Origin of the sequence: Paracoccus sp. (in: a-proteobacteria), assembly GCF_030538495.1 — a bacterium.
In the GTDB taxonomy this organism is placed as follows: Bacteria; Pseudomonadota; Alphaproteobacteria; order Rhodobacterales; family Rhodobacteraceae; genus Paracoccus.
In genome coordinates this window covers 36578-54770 of record NZ_JAUNTW010000012.1, presented here as the reverse complement: position 1 = coordinate 54770, position 18193 = coordinate 36578, and the positions used below count along the sequence as shown (strand labels likewise).

Annotated in this window: 18 protein-coding genes and 1 riboswitch; of the genes, 7 read left to right on the top strand and 11 right to left on the bottom strand. The window is 65.5% G+C overall.

Features of this window, described 5'->3' with window-relative positions; all coding sequences use genetic code 11:
- Positions 1-43 precede the first annotated feature (43 nt).
- From Q4G20_RS11810 to Q4G20_RS11790, 5 genes are all read right to left on the bottom strand, one after another.
- On the bottom strand, positions 44-1243 hold the full coding sequence (locus Q4G20_RS11810; protein ID WP_303343655.1) for a TIGR03862 family flavoprotein: 1200 nt from the start codon (positions 1241-1243) through the stop codon (positions 44-46).
- Positions 1243-2271 carry a DNA polymerase III subunit delta gene (holA, locus tag Q4G20_RS11805; protein ID WP_303343654.1) on the bottom strand — a complete coding sequence of 343 codons (1029 nt, stop codon included), beginning with the start codon at positions 2269-2271 and terminating at the stop codon, positions 1243-1245. The genes Q4G20_RS11810 and holA overlap by 1 nt, the downstream gene beginning before the upstream one ends.
- Positions 2272-2275: 4 nt before the next feature.
- Positions 2276-2797: an LPS assembly lipoprotein LptE gene (lptE, locus tag Q4G20_RS11800; protein ID WP_303343653.1), complete on the bottom strand. Its 522-nt coding sequence runs from the start codon at positions 2795-2797 to the stop codon at positions 2276-2278.
- Complete coding sequence (leuS, locus tag Q4G20_RS11795) at positions 2797-5328, bottom strand: leucine--tRNA ligase (protein WP_303343652.1); 2532 nt, start codon at positions 5326-5328, stop codon at positions 2797-2799. Before leuS ends, lptE begins: the two co-directional genes overlap by 1 nt.
- A gap of 89 nt (positions 5329-5417) precedes the next feature.
- The gene (locus Q4G20_RS11790) at positions 5418-5882 is read right to left on the bottom strand and encodes a DUF3576 domain-containing protein (protein WP_303343651.1); all 465 of its coding nucleotides are present in this window, start codon (positions 5880-5882) and stop codon (positions 5418-5420) included.
- A 241-nt stretch (positions 5883-6123) separates the two neighbouring features.
- Here Q4G20_RS11790 and Q4G20_RS11785 point away from each other — a divergent pair, with 241 nt between their 5' ends.
- Both Q4G20_RS11785 and Q4G20_RS11780 read left to right on the top strand, forming a co-directional pair.
- Positions 6124-7056 (top strand): porin, encoded by a 933-nt coding sequence (locus tag Q4G20_RS11785; RefSeq protein WP_303343650.1) that lies wholly within the window; start codon positions 6124-6126, stop codon positions 7054-7056.
- A gap of 286 nt (positions 7057-7342) precedes the next feature.
- Positions 7343-7996 carry a YggS family pyridoxal phosphate-dependent enzyme gene (locus Q4G20_RS11780; RefSeq protein WP_303343649.1) on the top strand — a complete coding sequence of 218 codons (654 nt, stop codon included), beginning with the start codon at positions 7343-7345 and terminating at the stop codon, positions 7994-7996.
- 12 nt (positions 7997-8008) lie between these two features.
- On the opposite strand, the gene Q4G20_RS11775 is transcribed toward Q4G20_RS11780, so the two are convergent.
- From Q4G20_RS11775 to Q4G20_RS11755, 5 genes are read right to left on the bottom strand one after another with little or no spacing between them, the layout of a single operon-like run.
- The gene (locus Q4G20_RS11775) at positions 8009-9214 is read right to left on the bottom strand and encodes a cytochrome P450 (protein ID WP_303343648.1); all 1206 of its coding nucleotides are present in this window, start codon (positions 9212-9214) and stop codon (positions 8009-8011) included.
- A complete protein-coding gene (locus Q4G20_RS11770; RefSeq protein ID WP_368660799.1) occupies positions 9214-9723 on the bottom strand; it encodes a DUF3035 domain-containing protein in 510 nt (169 codons plus the stop codon). Before Q4G20_RS11770 ends, Q4G20_RS11775 begins: the two co-directional genes overlap by 1 nt.
- 24 nt (positions 9724-9747) lie before the next feature.
- On the bottom strand, positions 9748-10305 hold the full coding sequence (gene lspA / locus Q4G20_RS11765) for a signal peptidase II (RefSeq protein ID WP_303343674.1): 558 nt from the start codon (positions 10303-10305) through the stop codon (positions 9748-9750).
- Between the two features lie 56 nt (positions 10306-10361).
- On the bottom strand, positions 10362-11948 hold the full coding sequence (purH, locus tag Q4G20_RS11760; protein WP_303343647.1) for a bifunctional phosphoribosylaminoimidazolecarboxamide formyltransferase/IMP cyclohydrolase: 1587 nt from the start codon (positions 11946-11948) through the stop codon (positions 10362-10364).
- A 59-nt stretch (positions 11949-12007) separates the two neighbouring features.
- Positions 12008-13261, bottom strand: a complete 1254-nt coding sequence (locus Q4G20_RS11755) for an RsmB/NOP family class I SAM-dependent RNA methyltransferase (RefSeq protein ID WP_368660798.1) — start codon at positions 13259-13261, stop codon at positions 12008-12010.
- A gap of 70 nt (positions 13262-13331) precedes the next feature.
- Here Q4G20_RS11755 and Q4G20_RS11750 point away from each other — a divergent pair, with 70 nt between their 5' ends.
- From Q4G20_RS11750 to aroQ, 4 genes are read left to right on the top strand one after another with little or no spacing between them, the layout of a single operon-like run.
- Positions 13332-13499: a DUF1674 domain-containing protein gene (locus Q4G20_RS11750; RefSeq protein ID WP_303343646.1), complete on the top strand. Its 168-nt coding sequence runs from the start codon at positions 13332-13334 to the stop codon at positions 13497-13499.
- Positions 13499-14833 (top strand): amidase, encoded by a 1335-nt coding sequence (locus Q4G20_RS11745; protein ID WP_303343645.1) that lies wholly within the window; start codon positions 13499-13501, stop codon positions 14831-14833. Before Q4G20_RS11750 ends, Q4G20_RS11745 begins: the two co-directional genes overlap by 1 nt.
- Positions 14830-16287 (top strand): asparaginase, encoded by a 1458-nt coding sequence (locus tag Q4G20_RS11740; RefSeq protein WP_303343644.1) that lies wholly within the window; start codon positions 14830-14832, stop codon positions 16285-16287. Before Q4G20_RS11745 ends, Q4G20_RS11740 begins: the two co-directional genes overlap by 4 nt.
- Positions 16281-16706: a type II 3-dehydroquinate dehydratase gene (gene aroQ, locus Q4G20_RS11735; RefSeq protein ID WP_303343643.1), complete on the top strand. Its 426-nt coding sequence runs from the start codon at positions 16281-16283 to the stop codon at positions 16704-16706. The genes Q4G20_RS11740 and aroQ overlap by 7 nt, the downstream gene beginning before the upstream one ends.
- On the opposite strand, the gene cobO is transcribed toward aroQ, so the two are convergent.
- Positions 16703-17344 (bottom strand): cob(I)yrinic acid a,c-diamide adenosyltransferase, encoded by a 642-nt coding sequence (gene cobO, locus Q4G20_RS11730; protein ID WP_303343642.1) that lies wholly within the window; start codon positions 17342-17344, stop codon positions 16703-16705. The two genes, aroQ and cobO, sit on opposite strands and share 4 nt — an antisense overlap.
- Before the next feature lie 32 nt (positions 17345-17376).
- Positions 17377-17578: riboswitch (cobalamin riboswitch) on the top strand.
- Between the two features lie 112 nt (positions 17579-17690).
- Here cobO and Q4G20_RS11725 point away from each other — a divergent pair.
- A complete protein-coding gene (locus Q4G20_RS11725) occupies positions 17691-18179 on the top strand; it encodes a cytochrome c (protein ID WP_303343641.1) in 489 nt (162 codons plus the stop codon).
- Positions 18180-18193 lie beyond the last annotated feature (14 nt).

Sequence of the window (18193 nt, the reverse complement as noted above, 5' to 3'; positions counted from 1 at the left end):
CAGAAACAGGGTCATAATGCATCCAAAGCGATTCGCCCCCAGATTAGCCGCAATTCCCTAACAAATGCCTAAGCGCGGATTGCCCCGCCATCCGCCCTGTCGCCAGACAGCCGGTTAACAGATAGCCGCCGGTCGGGGCCTCCCAGTCCAGCATTTCCCCGGCGGCAAAGACCCCCGGCAGCGCGCGCAACTCCAGTTCCGGCGTCAGCGCGGCATCGGTCACGCCGCCCGCGGATGAAATCGCACGTTCCAACCCGAACGGCCCGGAATGACGCAAGGACAGCGATTTCGCCAGCACAGCCCAACCCATTGGCGTGTCAGGAAAATCCCTGCCCCATTCCTGCACCAAGGCCACCCGCACCGGATCGCCCAGCACGCGACGCAGCCAATTGCCACGCGACAATTTCCCCCGCGGACGCGCAAACCGCGCAGCCAACGCATCCACCGACAGATCCGGGGCCAGATCAACCGCCGCCGCCGCCCCGTCCCGCATCGCGGCGGCGACCGCGTAAACGCCGCCCCCCTCAATCCCGTGGCGGCTGATCACCCATTCGCCCCGGCTGACCTGATCGCCGACACGGATCGCCACACCCTTGACCGCAGCGCCGAAATGCCCCGCCATATGCGGCGACCAATCCACGCGGAACCCCATATTCGCCGGACGAAAATCCGCAATATCAACACCCTGCGCAGCCAGACCCGGCACCCAGGCGGCATCCGACCCTAACCGGGGCCAACTCGCCCCGCCCACCGCCAACACACATACGCGCGGCGCAATCGCCCGCATCCCGTCCGGTGTGTCGAACCGAAACGCGCCGCCAACCCACCGCCACCGAACGCGCAGATCGACACCCTGCGACCGCAGCCGCGCCAGCCATGCCCGCAACAGAGGCGACGCCTTCATCCCCACCGGAAAAACACGCCCCGTCGATCCGGTGAACAGATCAATCCCCAGGCCCCGCGCCCAATCCATGACCTGCGCGGGACCATAGTTATCTTCTGTGCAAAAATATCCCGGGGTCCGGGGCAGCGCCCCGGTTCCGCCGGTGAAATTCGACACGAAATCCGGCCAGTCCTGATCCCGCGTCAGGTTCAGCCCGGATTTGCCCGCCATCAGGAATTTGCGCGCGGGCGTCGGCATGGCCTCGGCCACGACGACGCGACGACCGGGCGCGGCCAGAACCTCGGCCGCCATCAGGCCCGCAGGGCCTGCGCCGATGATCAGCGCATCGACCCGTTCCATCACCGCCGCCCCCGCGGCCGCATGACCAGCCGCAATAACGCCCGTTCAATCAATGGCATAGCGGGCGCGCGACTGCTGGATCGCAGCGTCATATCGGTGTGCAGCAACAGCGCCACGGCGTCCTCTAACGGCCCCATCCCCCAGGATTGCGCCTGACGCGCCATGCGGTCGCGCCGGGGGCCAAAGACCGGCGGGCGCGCCCGCGACAGCGCCACCCCCGGCCCCGCCGGATCCGCCGCCGCCAGATGCAGCGCGCGGAAATGGCGCAGCGCGGCGATGCACAGGGTGACGGGCGCGATGCCCTGCGATTCGATCCGGCGCATCATCGGGCCAAAGTCCCCCTCGCGGCGTTCCGCGACCAGATGGATCAGCTCATCCAGATCGCCTTCGATCGTGGCGGGGGCCATTAACGCGATTTCGTCCCCGGTCAGAGGCGCCGGGTCGCCATATTTATACAGCCCGATTTTTTCCACGACCTGCCGAAAATCGCCGGGGTCCAGCGCACGCGACAGCGCCACCAGATCGCGCATGGCATCGCGCGGCACCTGCGCCAGACCGGCATCGGACAGCCAGCGGGTGATCTCATCCTCGGATGGCGGGTCGTCATAGATGGGCGCGGTCGCCGCCTGCCCATGCGTTTCAAACAGCTTCCGCAGGGCCGAGCTTTTCGACAACGCCCCCGCCGTGACCACAATCACCGCATCGCCGGGGTTCCATTCGGCCAAAGCCGCGCGGACCGCATCCGCCGCCGAATCGGGGGTATCCTCGACCAGAACCACACGGGGGCCGGGGAAAAAGCCCACCTCTTTCACCGCGTCCAGCAGGGCGGCGGGGTCTTTTTTCAGCCCCGCGCCCGGCATCCGGGTCAGGCGCATTTCCTGATCGGCGTTTTCCCCGACCAAAGCGCGCACCGATTCGGCGCGCTTCAACGCCACCCGCATGGCGTCTTGACCATAGATCAGCAAACCGGGGCGCGACGGATCGGGCCGCGCCAGATAGCGCGCGATTTCGCCCCCCTTCAACAGCACCGGATCAGGCCCCGGCGGCGGCCAGCAGCCGCATCACCACCTGATCGGCCAGCATGACGGCCAGCCGGTTGCGGGCGTCGCCTTCAGCCGTCAGGGTCGCAATCGTCGTGCCGGTGGTGGAATAGGATGTAAAACTGCTGACCCGCCCGCGCGTGACCACCGCGCCATCCGGGCCGGTCAGGGTGAAATCGGCGGTGCCGTTCAGGGAATAGCGGGTCGTCACCTCGTCCGGGGTGATGCCCTGCGGCACCGCGCCGAACCGCAGCGTATAGGACAGGGCGTAATCCGCCCCCTCTGGTCCCAGCCGTTCGCTGATGCGGCGGTTAAAGGTGAATTCGTCGAAGGTCGAGGCGTCTTTCGGGCGCACCTGCCCGAACAGCGCCTTGGCCGGGCTGCCCGGCCCATAGACCGGGGTCATGCCGCAGCCCGTCAGTGCCAGCAGCGCCAGCGCGGCCAGCACGGTGCGGCGCGGCGTGCCCCGGCGGGGGGCGAGCTGAGCAAGCGGCCCGGTGCTGCGCATCGCCATCACGCCACCACGTTGACGATGCGGCCGGGCACGACGATCAGCTTTTTGATCGCGGCCCCGTCCAGAAAGCGTTGCACGGTGTCATCGGCCAGCACCAAGGCCTCGATCTGATCCTTGGGCATGTCCTTGGGCACGGTGATCTCGGTGCGGCGCTTGCCGTTGATCTGGATCGGCAGGGTCACGCTGTCGTCCTGCAACAGCGCAGGGTCGGCCTGCGGCCATGCCGCATCCACCACCATGCCGGTGCCGCCGGACATCTGCCACAGGTCTTCGGCCAGATGCGGCACCATCGGTGCCATCAGCTGCGCCATGATCCGCAGCGCATCGCGGCGCGATTCGCCGCCCGCAGGCGATTTGCCGATGGCACCCGCCAGCGTGTAAAGCGCCGCCACCGCCTTGTTAAAGGCAAAGGTTTCAATGGATTTCGTCACCTCGGCAATGGCGCGATGCGCCGCGCGGGCCAGATCGGGGTCGGCGGGGCCATCCTGCACATCCTCGGCCAGACGCCAGACGCGGGCCAGGAATTTATGCGCCGCCTCGGCCCCGGATGCGGTCCATTCCACGTCGCGTTCGGGCGGGCTGTCGGACAGCATGAACCAGCGCGCGGTATCGGCGCCAAAGCTGGACACGATATTCACCGGGTCCACCACGTTCTTTTTCGATTTCGACATCTTGGCCGAGGGAATCACCGTCACCGGCGTGCCGTCGGCCAGTTTGCCGTCGCTTACATCCTCGGGCAGGTGATAGACCGGGCGGGACTGCGCGTCGGTGGTCTGATAGATCTCATGCGTGACCATGCCCTGCGTGAACAGCGCGTTGAACGGTTCGCACGCCGCATCGGGCAGATGCCCGGTTTTCACCATCGCGCGGGCGAAGAATCGCGAATACAGCAGGTGCAGAATCGCATGTTCGATGCCGCCGATATACTGATCGACGTTCATCCAGTAATCGGCGTCAGCGCGGTCGGTGGGCGTGGCCGCCCCCGGCGAGGTGAACCGCGCATAATACCACGACGAATCAACGAATGTGTCCATCGTATCGGTTTCCCGACGCGCCGCGCCGCCGCATTTGGGGCAGGTGGTCTGCCGCCAGGTCGGGTGGCGGTCCAGCGGGTTGCCGGGCGTGTCAAAGCTGACGTCCAGCGGTAACAGCACCGGCAGGTTTTCCTTGGATTCCGGCACGGTGCCGCAGGTCTCGCAATGCACGACCGGGATCGGGCAGCCCCAATAGCGTTGCCGCGAGATGCCCCAGTCGCGCAGGCGGAATTTGGTCACGCTCTCGCCCCAGCCGCCCTGTTCGGCCACGGTGATGGCGGCGGTCACGGCATCGTCGCCGGTTTGATCCGTTGCCCCGGCAAAGCCGCGCACATAGGTCACGGTTTCGGATTTCAGCGGCACATAGGGCGCGGCTGTGACCAGCTCATCGGCCTGTTCCTGCGACATGCCCGGCTGACCAAAGGTGGCGCGGATCGGCAGGGCGTATTTCGTTGCAAATTCGTGGTCGCGTTCGTCATGCGCGGGCGACCCGAAGATCGCGCCGGTGCCGTAATCCATCAGCACGAAATTGGCGATCCAGATCGGCAATTCCCATGCCGGGTCCAGCGGATGGCGCACGCGCAGCCCGGTGTCGAAACCCAGCTTGGGCGCGGTTTCGATCGCCTCTTCTGTCGTGCCGATCTTGCGGCATTCCTCGACAAAGGCGGCGATGTCGGGGCGGTCCATCAGCGATTTGACCAGCGGGTGATCGGGCGACAGCGCCACGAAGGACGCGCCCATCAACGTGTCGGGGCGGGTGGTGTAAACCTCGATCTGCGGGAAATCGGGCAGGTCCACCGTGTCGAACCGGAATTGCAGCCCGCGCGATTTGCCGATCCAGTTGGCCTGCATGGTGCGGACCTTTTCCGGCCAGCCGGTCAGCCCGTCCAGCGCCGACAGCAATTCGTCGGAATAGTCGGAGATGCGGAAGAACCACTGTGTCAGCTCGCGCCGTTCGACCTGCGCGCCGGATCGCCAGCCCTTGCCGTCGATCACCTGTTCATTCGCCAGCACGGTCATATCGACCGGGTCCCAGTTGACCTGAGCGGATTTGCGATAGACCAGCCCGGCCTCCAGCATATCAAGGAACATGGTCTGCTGTTGCTTGACGTAATCGGTGTCGCAGGTGGCGAACTCGCGCGACCAGTCGATCGACAGGCCCAGCGGTTTCAGCTGATCGCGCATCGTGGCGATATTGGCATAGGTCCAGTCGCGCGGATGGCCGCCCTGTTCCATCGCGGCGTTTTCGGCGGGCATCCCGAAGGCATCCCACCCCATCGGATGCAGCACGCTGAAACCTTGGGCGCGTTTGAACCGCGCCACCACGTCACCCATGGTATAGTTGCGCACATGCCCCATATGGATGCGCCCCGACGGATAGGGGAACATTTCCAACACATAATATTTCGGGCGGTCGTCGCGGGTGGCGGTAAAGGTTCCCGCATCCGCCCAAGCCTGTTGCCAATGCGATTCGCTGTGGGACGGGGTATAGGGCATGGCTGTGGACCTTTGTTGATTGCCGGACGGGTTTAGCCCGCAGCGCCCGCATGGTCCAGTGGGGGCGGGGCGTTCCCCCGCCTGCCCTGTTACAGACGGCCGTCTTGGATCCGCAACTGACGCGCGCGGGTCAGGATCGCGTCTTCGACCGCGCGGACGGTGCCGGGTTCGACGGCCGCGCCGCCCGGACCCTGCAAGGACAGCTTAAGGCTGCGCGCGTCCAGCGCCGGATCGCTGATCTTGATCGTCGCGCGATAGGCGCGCCCGCCCCCCGGCGGCGTGCCGTAACCGGTCTGGATCACGCCGGTATAGGGGTCAATCGTCTGCACCGGCAGGAAATTCAGCACATCCAGACTGGCGTTCCACAGATATTTGTTCACGCCGACGGTGAAATTGGGGTTTTCGCGGTTGCCGAACAGATCCCAGATGGTCGATTCGGTCTGTTGCGGAGCGGCGGCGGGCTGCGTGCGCCCCCCCCCGAACATCCCACATGCGGCCAATCCGGCGCACATCGTAACAGTCATCATCAGGCGCGCGGCGGATGCGTAGGTCATGCGGTTTCCCCGTTTTTCATCAGGCTTTCGCAGCATTAGCCCGGATTGCCGCCGTCGGGCAAGCATCTTACGCGCGTCTTGGGGCGAATTGGAGGTGTGGCGGTTGTGCATCACACAAAACGGCTTGAAATCAAGCAGGCCGGGAATTCGTTGCAAGACGGGGGCGAAAGGATCAAACAGAACGCATACCCAAGGCCGAAAGCGGGTTTGGGCAACAGAGAGATCAAGAGGGAACACGATCATGAAAAAGGCTCTTATCGCCTCCACCGCGCTGATCCTGTCGGCTGGCGTTGCTGCTGCTGATATTTCGCTGAAAGGCGACGCCCGCATGGGTATGGTGTACGACGGCAACGACGTTAACCTGACCTCGCGCGCTCGCGTTCAGTTCAACATGTCCGGCTCGACCGACACCGGTCTGGAATATGGCGCTTCGTTCCGCGCTCACCAAGCTGGCGATGCATCGACCGGCCGTCGTGGTAGCGTGTGGATGAAAGGCGAATTCGGCAAGCTGGAATTCGGCGATGCTGACTCGGCTGCTCTGGTTGCAGTGCCGCACATCCACGGCGTTGGCCTGACCGGTCTGGGCGACCGTCACGAAAACACGTTCCTGAAAGTCGGCGCAAGCGCAGACAACCCGGGCGCTCTGTACACCTACACCATGGACGGCCTGACCTTTGCCGCATCGTTCAACGATGGCGTTGAAGGCCGCGGCGCCGTCGGTGCCGTGGACAGCCAAGGCACTCGCACCAACCAAGCTTACGCTCTGGGCGTGTCGTATGCCTTCGACGGCTACAAAGTCGGCCTGGGCTACGAAAACCTGCGCGACCGCAGCGCTGCTAAGCGTGCGACCCAGATCATCATCGGCGGCGAAGCCAAAGTTGAAAACGCGACCATCCGCGCCAACTACGGCTCGTTCAACAACTACTCCATCGGTGGCCAAGAAGCCAAATACCAAGCTGGTATCTCGGCTGCTTACAAACTGGAAGGTGGCGTTGACCTGACCGGCTTCTACCGTCACGTCGAAGGCAAAACCTCGACCATCGGCCGTTACGCTGGCATCGGCGCAACCTACGATCTGGGCGGCGGCGCTAAACTGAACGGCGGCATCGTTCGTCGCGCCGAACTGGGCAAGTCGGACACCGTTGCTGACATGGGCGTTCAGTTCAACTTCTGATCCCTGCGATCAACGCAATGAAACGGCGGGCCTTGTGCCCGCCGTTTTTCATTTCCCCACGCGCATCCCCCCGCCGCACCGACATTCAGGGACGCCGCGCCCGTCGAATCCAATGCCGCGCCCGCGCGCCCCGCAAAGCCCGATCCCCGAATCAGGCGCGGATGGCAGGCGACCGCCCGATGATCTCGGCCCCTGCATCGCGGCTGGGTCACGGGTTTCACAGACCTCACCATCCCGCGCGCTGTCAGGGCTTGCACCCGCCGGTTTCTTTTTGTCTTGTGCGGTCATGGGACTGAATGACATCACGCGCCGCGTCGCTGCGGCAGAATTGGCCGCCGGGCGCGCCCCCGGCAGTGTGAAACTGATCGCCGTCAGCAAGGTGCAGCCGCCGGAACGGGTGCGCGCCGTGCTGGATGCCGGGCATCGGGTGTTTGGCGAAAACTATGTGCAGGAAACACAGGGCAAATGGCCCGACTGGCGCGACGCATACGCGGGCGTCGAACTGCACATGATCGGCCCGGTGCAGTCGAATAAGGCCAAACAGGCCGTGCAGTTGTTCGACGCCATTCACACGCTGGACCGCATGACGCTGGCCCGCCGTCTGGCCGCGCAGATCGACGAACAGGGCCGCAGCCCCGACCTGTTTGTTCAGGTCAACACCGGGGACGAGCCGCAAAAGGCCGGGATTCTGGTCGATGAGCTGCCGATTTTCCTGTCATCCTGCGCGGAACTGGGCCTGCGCCCCTCTGGGTTAATGTGCATCCCGCCGGAACAGGACGACCCCGCCCCGCATTTCGCCCTGCTGCGTGATCTGGCGCGCGATCACGGCCTGCCCAGCCTGTCCATGGGGATGAGCAGCGATTTCGAATCCGCCATTGCCCATGGCGCGACGCATATTCGCGTGGGCAGCGCGATCTTTGGCGCGCGGACTTACGGTTAACAATAATTACGGTTAACGGACCCGCACCGGCAGGCGCGTGGGACCATGCGCCTGCAACCCGGTTTTCCATTCGGCTGGCCCGTCCGGTTCAATCGCCCCCACCCGCGCCAGCAGCGCGGTGAACAGAACCCCCATATTCAGCCGCGCCAGATTGTTGCCCAAACAGACATGCGGCCCCGCGCCGAATCCCAGATGCAGATTCGGATGCCGCGTCACATCAAAGCGATCCGCATCGGCAAACGCCGCCCCGTCGCGATTCGCACTGGCATAGAGCAGCCCGAACTTTGTCCCCCTCGGCCAGTCCTGCCCCGCCACGGTAATATCCTGCGACGCGAATCGGTGGAAAAACGGCAGCGGCGCGGCATAGCGGAACATTTCCTGCACCGCCTGCGGCATCAGGTCGGGATGCGCGCGCAGCAGCGCCATCTGGTCGGGATGCGCCATCAGCGCCGCCATCCCGCTGCCCAGCGCGTCGGTGGTCGATCCATGCCCCGCATGCAAAATCTGCATGATCGTGGCGATCAATTCGTCATGGCTGATCCCGCCGCTGTCCTGCACCGCGATTATCGCCGTCATCAGATCATCGCGCGGAGCGGCGCGGCGGTCGCGTTCCAACGCGATCAACAGGTCGTGGAACAGGCGGGTCGAATCCTCGGCCCGCGCCTTTTTCGCCGCCGTCCGGTCAATGTCGAAATAGCTGACGACATCATCCGACCACCGCGTCATGTCGGGCGCACGGTCGGGGTCGGTGCCGATCAGATGGCCGATGACCTGCGCGGGCAGCAACGCCGCCAGATCCGCGATGAAATCAAACCGCCCCAGCGGGATCAGGTGATCCAGCCGCTGTTCGACCCAATCCGTCACAAAGCCCCGCAGCGATTCCAGCCGGGTTTTGGTGAAAAACGGAAACACCGCGCGGCGCAGCCGGTCATGATCCGGCCCGTCCGTGTCCAGCATGGACGTTTGCACGAACCGTTCGTGATACGGCATGTCGTGGAAATTCGCCGCGATTTTCTGCGCCTGCGCCTGTTCAGGGGTCATGAACGCCGCCGCCGCGCGCACCATACGGCGATCCACAGCAATGGCGCGCACATCCGCCATCCGGGACGCCAGCACCCCGTCAAATTCCGGCCAGAACGGCAAGCCCGGCTGCGCCCGCAACGCCGCATAGGCCGGCCATGGATTTTCCCCGAAATCGGCGGCGCTTGGGTCGAACATCACCGCCCCGGCGCGGTCGAGGTCACCGCCCCTGCCCGTTGCCAGCGTTGATATTCCGCGTCCGAATCCAGCCGCTGCGGGCGATAGGCGCGTTGATAGACGGATGTTCCGGCGATGATTTCCAGGAACCGGCGTCCGTGGCGGCTGCGATGCTGTTCATCGGCCTGCGCCAGCGCGGGGCGGATGCCCGCATCCGTCCCCTGACGCCCGGCATAGGCGACCAGCGCAGTATCCGCCGCCCCCACGCCGCGATCCTGCAACCGGTCGGGATTGCCGCCCAGCGCGGCCACGGCATCGGCCGCAGGCGTCGGGTCGGTGATGTTGGACCCGCCCGGCGTCGGTGTGGGCAGCATCGCCAGATCGGTGGGCATGGTTAACGGGCGTGTCGGCAGAATGGCGAATTCATCCGGGCCGGTTTCGCCCGATTTGATGTTGATCAACCGCCCATCGGACGCGCAGCCCGCCAACAGCACCGCCACCAAAGCCATTCCCAGATACGCGCGCATCATCTGCCCCCTGTTCTTTGTGCCTGTTTAGCCGGGATTTTCGCTGTCGTCACGCGGCTTATCAACGGCGGGCGATTTGGGCGCGGGCTTGGCGCGTGGTTTGCGCGGCGTCTTTACCGGCGCGGGCGGTTTCTGCGGCATAAAGACCAGCCCAATCGCGCCCGCAAAAATCGCAATATCCGCGACGTTAAAGCTGTAGGGGTTGCGCCATCCCGGCAGCGACATATTCAGAAAATCCGCGACCGCGCCATAAATCGCGCGATCCACGACATTGCCCAGCGCGCCCCCGATCAGCAGCCCCGCCGCGATGCGCGCCAACACGCCCGCATTGGACCGCCAGACCCAGATCCACACCCAGACGCAGATCACCGCCGCAATCCCCATCAGAACCCAGCGCATCGTATCGTGACCGCTGGCGAACAAACCGAAATTGACCCCCTGATTCCACGCCATGCGCAGATTCAGGTAAGGCGGGATCACGTCGATCTGCTGCACCCGCGCCAGATCCATGACCTGCACGACCAGATATTTCAGCATCTGATCCAGCATGAACACGACGCCCGCGACCCACGCCACCAGCCCCATATCGGTGCGGGCGGGCGTGGACGCTTTGCGCGTGCGGGGTTTGGTCGCCTGTGCCATCAGTGGCGGAAATGACGTTGGCCGGTGAAGACCATCGCCAGACCCAGACGATTGGCGGCGGCGATCACTTCGTCATCGCGCATCGACCCGCCGGGTTGGATGACGGCGCGGGCGCCCGCTTCGGCCAGCGCCTCGATCCCGTCGGCAAAGGGGAAAAACGCATCCGACGCCACCGCCGCGCCGATGGTCAGCGGTTCCGGCAGGCCCAGCACCTGCGCCATATCTTCGGATTTGCGGCGACCGATGCGGGTGCTGTCCACGCGGCTCATCTGGCCCGCGCCGATGCCGACGGTCGCCATGTCACGCGCGTAAACGATGGCGTTTGATTTCACATGTTTCGCCACGGTCCACGCAAACAGCATATCCGACAATTCGTCGGCGGAGGGCTGACGGTCCGACACCACCCGCAGATCGTCGCGGGTGATGCGGCCATTGTCGCGGCCCTGCACCAGCAACCCGCCCGAGACCTGACGCAGCGTCAGCCCCCCTGCCGTCACATCCGGCAACCCGCCGGTGGTCAGCAGACGCAGGTTCTTTTTCGCGGCAAAGACCCGTTTCGCGTCGTCATTCGCATCCGGCGCAATCACCACTTCGGTAAAGATTTTGACGATTTCTTCGGCGGTCGGCCCGTCCAGCGGCGTGTTCAGCGCAACGATGCCGCCAAAGGCACTGGTCCGGTCGCAGTCGAATGCACGCGAATACGCCTCGATCGCGGTTGCGCCGCGCGCCACGCCGCAGGGATTGGCGTGTTTGATGATCGCGCAGGCGGGGCCATCGGCGGGGTCAAATTCCGCCACCAATTCAAACGCCGCGTCGGTGTCGTTGATGTTGTTGTAGGACAGCTCTTTTCCCTGCCATTGCTGCGCGGTTGCCACGCCGGGGCGCGCCTCGCCGGTGACATAGAACGCCGCCGACTGATGCGGGTTTTCGCCGTAGCGCAGCCCTTGGGCCAGAGTGCCAGCAAAGGCGCGGCGACGCGGGTTTTCCTGCCCAATCGCGCCCGCCAGCCACGTTGACACCGCCGCGTCATAGGCCGCCGTCCGGGCATAGGCGATCTGCGCCTGTTTCTGCCGAAACGCCAGCGTGGTGCCGTCATGCGCATCCAGTTCGGCCAGAACGGCGTCGTAATCGGCCACATCCACGATCACCGTGACAAAGCCGTGGTTTTTCGCCGCCGCCCGGATCATCGCCGGGCCGCCAATGTCGATGTTTTCGATGCAGTCGTCGTAATCCGCGCCGCGGGCGACGGTTTCTTCGAACGGATACAGGTTCACCACCAGCAGGTCGATGCCGCCGATGCCGTGTTCGTCCATCGCGGCAACGTGATCGGCATTGTCACGCAGCGCCAGCAAGCCGCCATGCACCTTGGGGTGCAGGGTTTTGACGCGCCCATCCATCATTTCGGGAAAGCCGGTGACATCCGCCACATCCGTCACCGTCAGCCCCGCATCGCGCAGCGATTTCGCACTGCCGCCGGTGGACAGGATTTCCACCCCCCGCGCAGCCAAGGCCGAGGCAAATTCAACCAAGCCGGTTTTATCAGAAACCGAGATCAACGCGCGTTTAACAGGGACGGGACGGGTCATGGCGGGCCTTTTGATGCTGTTTGCGGTCAGTTACCCCCATGCCGGCCAAAGGTCCAGCTTCAGCCGGGCTTTTGCAGGCACGCCATGTAAAAACCGTCCATCCCGCCCCGGTCGGGCCAGTAATCGGGACGCAGGCGGATGCCGCCTTCGTCGGTGATCCATGCCGGATCGACGCCCAGCCCGTCGGGGCGGATCACCGACAGGCCGGGATGGCGGGTCAGGGCGTCGTCGATCTGAACCTCGCCTTCGTCCGGGATCAGGGAACAGGTGGCGTAAACCAGCCGCCCGCCGGGCCGCAGCAAGGTCAGCGCGTGGTCGATCATCCGCGCTTGCAGGTCGATCAGGTCGCTGATGCCGTGGCCGTCGCGGATCAGCGGCAAATCCGGGTGCCGCCGGATCGTGCCGGTCGCCGAACAGGGCGCGTCCAGCAGCACCGCATCCAGCGGCTGATCGGGCCGCCAATCCAACGCATCCGCCACCACCAGTTGCGCGGTCAAACCGCACCGCGTCAGGTTTTCACGCACCCGGCGCAGGCGCGCGTCGTTAATATCAATCGCGGTGACATCGGCACCGGCGGCCGCCAATTGCAGGGTTTTCCCACCCGGCGCGGCGCACAGATCGGCGATCCGTTCCCCCGGCTGCGGGTCCAGCAGACGCACCGGCAGCGCGGCTGCGGCGTCCTGAACCCACCAATCGCCTGCGTCATATCCCGGCAGGGCCGACACCTGCACCGGCCCGTGGATGCGCACCGACCCCATGGGCAGCGCGTCACCATCCGGGGCCGCGGCCCCCGGCTTCACCGTCAGATCCAGCGGCGCACCGGCCTGATGGGCGGTTTCAAACCCACGCACGGCGTCCGCGCCCCACGCATCGACCAGCGGCCCCCGCAACCAGTCGGGCAGCGCCTGCGGGCTCAGATCGGCCCAGCCCTGAAACCCCGCCACCTTGCGCAGCACCGCATTCACCATGCCCGCCGCCGCCTGACCACGCTTGCCGGTGGCGCGCGTCAGATCAACGCAGGTGCTGACCACGCCATGCGCGGCCTGCGCGTCGTCCAGCATCTCGACCACGCCCAGACGCAGAATATCGGCGATTTCGGGTTTCGGGCGGCGGTCCATGAACTGCGCCAGCACCGCATCGGCGCGCCCCGCATTGCGCAACACCGCAACCGCCAGCCGCTGCGCCCGCGCCTGATCGGCCACCGGCAGATGCCGCAACGCGCCCGCCTGTTCGGCCAGCGACCGCCCGTCACGCACGCCCTGAACCAACCGCAATGCGCCTTTGCGCGCCATATCGCCACCCGGCTTTGCCAAATCGCTTTCCTTTGCCTAAATCATCGTCAAAACTGATGGCCGACACTAGGCCCAAATGGGGGATGTTTCCATGACCGATCTGCCGCCCGCCGCACAACGCGCCCTGGCCGAGGCCGAAGAACGCCGCAAAGCCGCTGCCGCCGCCCAACCCTTGCCCAAGGAATATGGCGGCCGTAACGGTCCCGAACCCGTCCGATTCGGGGATTATGAAAAGAACGGCATCGCGGTGGATTTCTGATGGATTGGCTGCGCGCCTCGGCCACGCAACAGGGCCGCGCCATTCTGGCGGGGCTTTTGGACCCTATCGACCAGACCGAAGGCTATCTGGCCGCCGCCCGCGCCCATCCTGACATCGCGCGGATTTACGCGCGCCTGACGCCCGAACGCGCCCGGTCCGAAAGCTGCGCCGCCCATGACCGCGCCCGGATGGAGCGGCGGCACAGTCTGCTGGACGGCGTGGCGATCAGCTGGAAAGACAATATCGACAGCGGCGGCATCGTGACCGAGGCCGGTTCCAAGCTGTTAGAGGGCCGCGTTCCCCGCAAAGACGCCAATGTTATGGCCCGCGCCGCGCGCCGGGGGCTGGTCTGTCTGGGCAAAACCCATATGACCGAACTGGCCTTTTCCGGGCTGGGGCTGAACCCGGTGACGGCGACGCCGCCCAATGCGCTTGACCCCGATCTGGTGCCGGGGGGGTCGTCATCCGGGGCGGCGGTGTCCGTGGCCTTGGGTCTGGCGGCGGCGGCGATTGGCACCGATACGGGCGGGTCCATCCGCCTGCCCGCGGCGTGGAACAACCTTGTGGGGTTCAAACCCAGCCACAACGCTCTGCCGGAAAAGGGCATCGTGCCGCTGGCCCGCCGGTTTGACACGCCCGGCCCCATTGCCCGCACGGTCGAAGATTGCGCCGAATTATTCGCCCTGATGGCCGATCAGCCCGCGCCGGATCTGACCGATGCGACGGTGGCCGGGCTGCGGCTGATGGTGCTGGACGGGCTGGCCTTTGACGACATCGAACCCGGCCCGGCGACGTCCTTCACGGACGCCATCGACCGGCTGGCCCGTGCGGGCGCGCAGATCCATCACGCCAGCACCGATTGGCTGGACCGCGCCATGGCCCTGTCGCCGCACCTGTTCGCGCCCGAAGCATACGGCATCTGGCGCGCCCAGATCGAGGATGCGCCCGAACTGATGTGGCCCCCGATCCTGACGCGGTTCCGGGGCGGTGCCGACATCAGCGCCGCCGATTACGTCGCCGCGTGGGAAAGCCTGACGCGCATCCGCCGCAAATGGGTGAAACAGGCGATTGCCGGCTTTGACGCGGTGCTGATCCCGACCGCCGCGATCCTGCCGCCCCGCGCCGACACGCTGTTAAACGACGCCGAGGCGTTCGGTCGCGCCAATCTGCTGGCGCTGCGCAACACCCGCATCGCCAATCTGCTGGGCCTGCCCGCGATTACGCTGCCCACAGGTCACGCGGCCTGTGGTATTTCGATCATGGGGTATGCGGGCCATGACCACCACCTGCTGCGCATTGCGGCGGGGGCGGAAACGGCACTGGGCGTTGCATGAAGATCGCGATTCTCTATACCGGCGGCACGATTGGCAGCGTGGGTCAGCCGCTTGCGCCGATGGCTCCGGGCCGGTTTGCGGACGCGGCGCGCGGGCTGTTGGGCGATGCGTTGCAGGCGGCGCATCCGGGTGTGGCGCTGCATTTCGATGACGGTTTGCGGTTTCCGGGCAGCGATACCGGCACGCTGGACAGCACCGATCTGCGCCCCGGCGATTGGTGCCGGATGGCGACGCATGTGGTTGATCTCTATTCTGATTTTGACGGGTTTGTGATTCTGCACGGCACCGATACGCTGGATTTCACCGGCGCGGCGCTGCCGTTATTGCTGAACATCACGGATGCGAACGGGTTCGGGCGGGCGGTGCTGTCGAAACCCGTGATCCTGACCGGGTCGCAACTGCCGCTGTTTCGGGATGGCCCCGGCGGGCTGGTCCTGAACGCCGGGTCGGATGCGTTTGCCAATCTGTCCGGCGCGATTGCCTGCGCGCGCCTGCGCATCCCCGAGGTGGCCGTGTTTTTCAACACCCGCCTGATGCGCGGCAATCGGGTGCTTAAGGTCTCGACAACCACATTCGCCGGCTTTGACAGCCCGCATCTGCCCGATCTGGCGGGGGTCGGGATCGGAGCCTGGCATGGCGCGGATGCTCTGCCCGGTCCGGTCGCGCCGGATGTGTCGCTGGATCAGAACCTTGCGCCGGTCCGGGCGCAATTGGAGGCGATCACCGCCCGCATCGACGCCGTGCCGGTGGCGCAAATCCCCGCTTTGCCGGGGGCGATGCTGGCGGTTGCGGTGCGGGACGCGACGGCCAGCGGCGCGCGCGTCATCGTGATGCAGGGCTTTGGCGAAGGCAACCTGCCCCATGGTTCCGGCGATCTGTCGGACGCGCTGCGCGATGCCGATGCGGCGGGGATCAGCGTGGTGGTGACCAGCCGCGTGATTGGCGGCGTGGTCGGCGCGTTTCATTACGCCGCCGGGGCGTGGGTGGCCGATACCGGCGCGATCAGCGGCGGCGATATGACCCCCGTTGCAGCGGCGACCAAGGCGATGATCCTGCACGCCACAGCCCCGCATCACGGCTGGGACCGCGCCACGATTCACGCACTGATCCGGCGCAACCTGCACGGCGAAATGGTGGCCTCGGATCGCCTGACCGGCGCCTTGCTGCCCGGTCAGGCGATGCAGGCCGCTGATGGCGATGCGCGGCTGATCAACGACCCGGACACCGGCCCCGCGCTGTTCATCAGCCGCGCGCCGGTCTGGCAGGCAGGCGCGCCGGGGCGGTTGCAGATGCAGGCCAGCCGCCTGACCCTGACCGCGCCAGATGGCCGCATCCTGTGGCGCAGTCAGGCGATGCCCGGCGGGGTTCCGTTCCTGACCACAACCGGGTTACATCTGATCGACCCGACCCACTGCGCCGCCCCCTTGCCCATCATCACGGAACCGCCATGCTGATCTATGTTCTGAACGGCCCGAACCTGAACCTGCTGGGGCAGCGCCAGCCCGAAATCTATGGCGCGGCGACGCTGGCCGATGTCGAACGCCTGTGTGCGGATGTGGCGACCCCGCATAACATCCGGTTTTTGCAAACGAATTGGGAAGGCCAGTTGATCGACTGGATCCATCAGGCGCGCACTGAGGCGGCGGGCATCGTCATCAACCCCGCCGCGCTGACCCATACATCGGTGGCGGTGCTGGACGCGCTGAACGCATTCGACGGCCCGGTGATCGAGGTCCACATCAGCCAAGTCCACAAACGCGAATCGTTCCGGCACCATTCCTTTGTGTCGCTGCGCGCGGATGGGGTCATCGCGGGCTTTGGGGTCGAAGGCTACGCCGCCGCCATCCGCCGCGTCGTGTCTCTGGCGGGTTAGAATTCGACCCCTGCCTGCGCTTTGATGCCGTCGCGGAACGGGTGTTTCACCAGCGACATTTCCGTGACCAGATCGGCCGCCTCGATCAGCGCATCCGGCGCGCCGCGTCCGGTCAGCACCACATGCGTCATTGGCGGTTTTTCATTGGCCAGAAACGTCAGCACCTGTTCCACGTCGATATAGCCGTAGCGAAACGCGATGTTGATTTCGTCCAGCAACACCATGCGGATAGCCGGGTCGCGGATCATGTCCTGCGCCTTGGCCCACCCGGCCTGAGCCGCCGCAACATCGCGCGATTTATCCTGTGTTTCCCATGTAAACCCTTCGCCCATCACATGAAACTGCACTTTATCCGCGAAATGGCCGGTCAACAGGCGGCGTTCGCCGGTGTCCCATGCGCCCTTGATGAACTGCACGACTGCGCAGGGCATATCATGGGCGATGCAGCGCATAATCATGCCGAACCCGCTGCTGGATTTGCCCTTGCCGGGGCCGGTATGAACGATGATCAGCCCCTTTTCGCCGGTTTTGGTTTCCATCATCCGGTCGCGCGCGGCTTTTTTCTTGGCCATTTTGGCGGCATGGCGCGCAAGGTCATCAGGGGCCAGATCATCGGGGCTTTGTGCGGCATCGGTCATGGGGTTCCTCTTGACTTTGGAGGGTGGGGCGGGTTTGGTATTGGAACGCTGGTTCCTGTTTATGACAGGTGAAAAGGGAATGCGACAGGGCAACCGCCCCAAACGCAGCCGCCCCCGCGACCGTGACCGGAAAGGTCGCCCACCGCCACTGGTTCCGACCGGGAAGGCCGGGCGCCCGCGGGGCCAGCCCCATATCCGCAAGCCGGGAGACCTGCCGCGTCATAGCCGCCCCTTTGGGGCAACGAAACCGGCGGGGTGTCTGGTTGGGCTGGTGACGCCACAGGGATGGCGGCCCCCGCACGCACCCCCAAACGCATGGCGGAGGGCCATGTGGCACAGGTGAGACATGAAACGACTGATCGTGCTGGCGCTGCTGGCTGGCCCTGCGCAGGCTGAACCGCTGACTGGCCCCTTTGGCCCGCATGGGGAAAAACACCCCATCGTGGAACCCTTTGCCACGCCCGCCGCTGGCATCACCGAACTGCGGCAGCGCAGCATGGCGGCGCTGTCGGGCCATTTCCGCGCGTCATCCGCGACCGTCTTTGCCGGTGCGGGGGGTGATGCGATGCTGCCCACCCATGCCGACGCCATGGCGGCACTGGCCGCGCAGATGGATGCGCTGTTCGCTATCCCCTCGCCCGCGCCGGATGGGGCCAAGGGCGCCCTGCCCGCCATCTGGGACGACCCGGCGCGGTTTGCCGAATACACCGCCGGTTTTGCCGCGCAGACGCGGGTCTTTGCGCAGGCGGTGCGTGACGGCGGCGATACGGAAGCCGCGTTGCAGGATGTCCGTTATATGTGTCTGGCCTGCCATGCCGCCTATCGTCAGCGATAATCCCGTCTGTTATC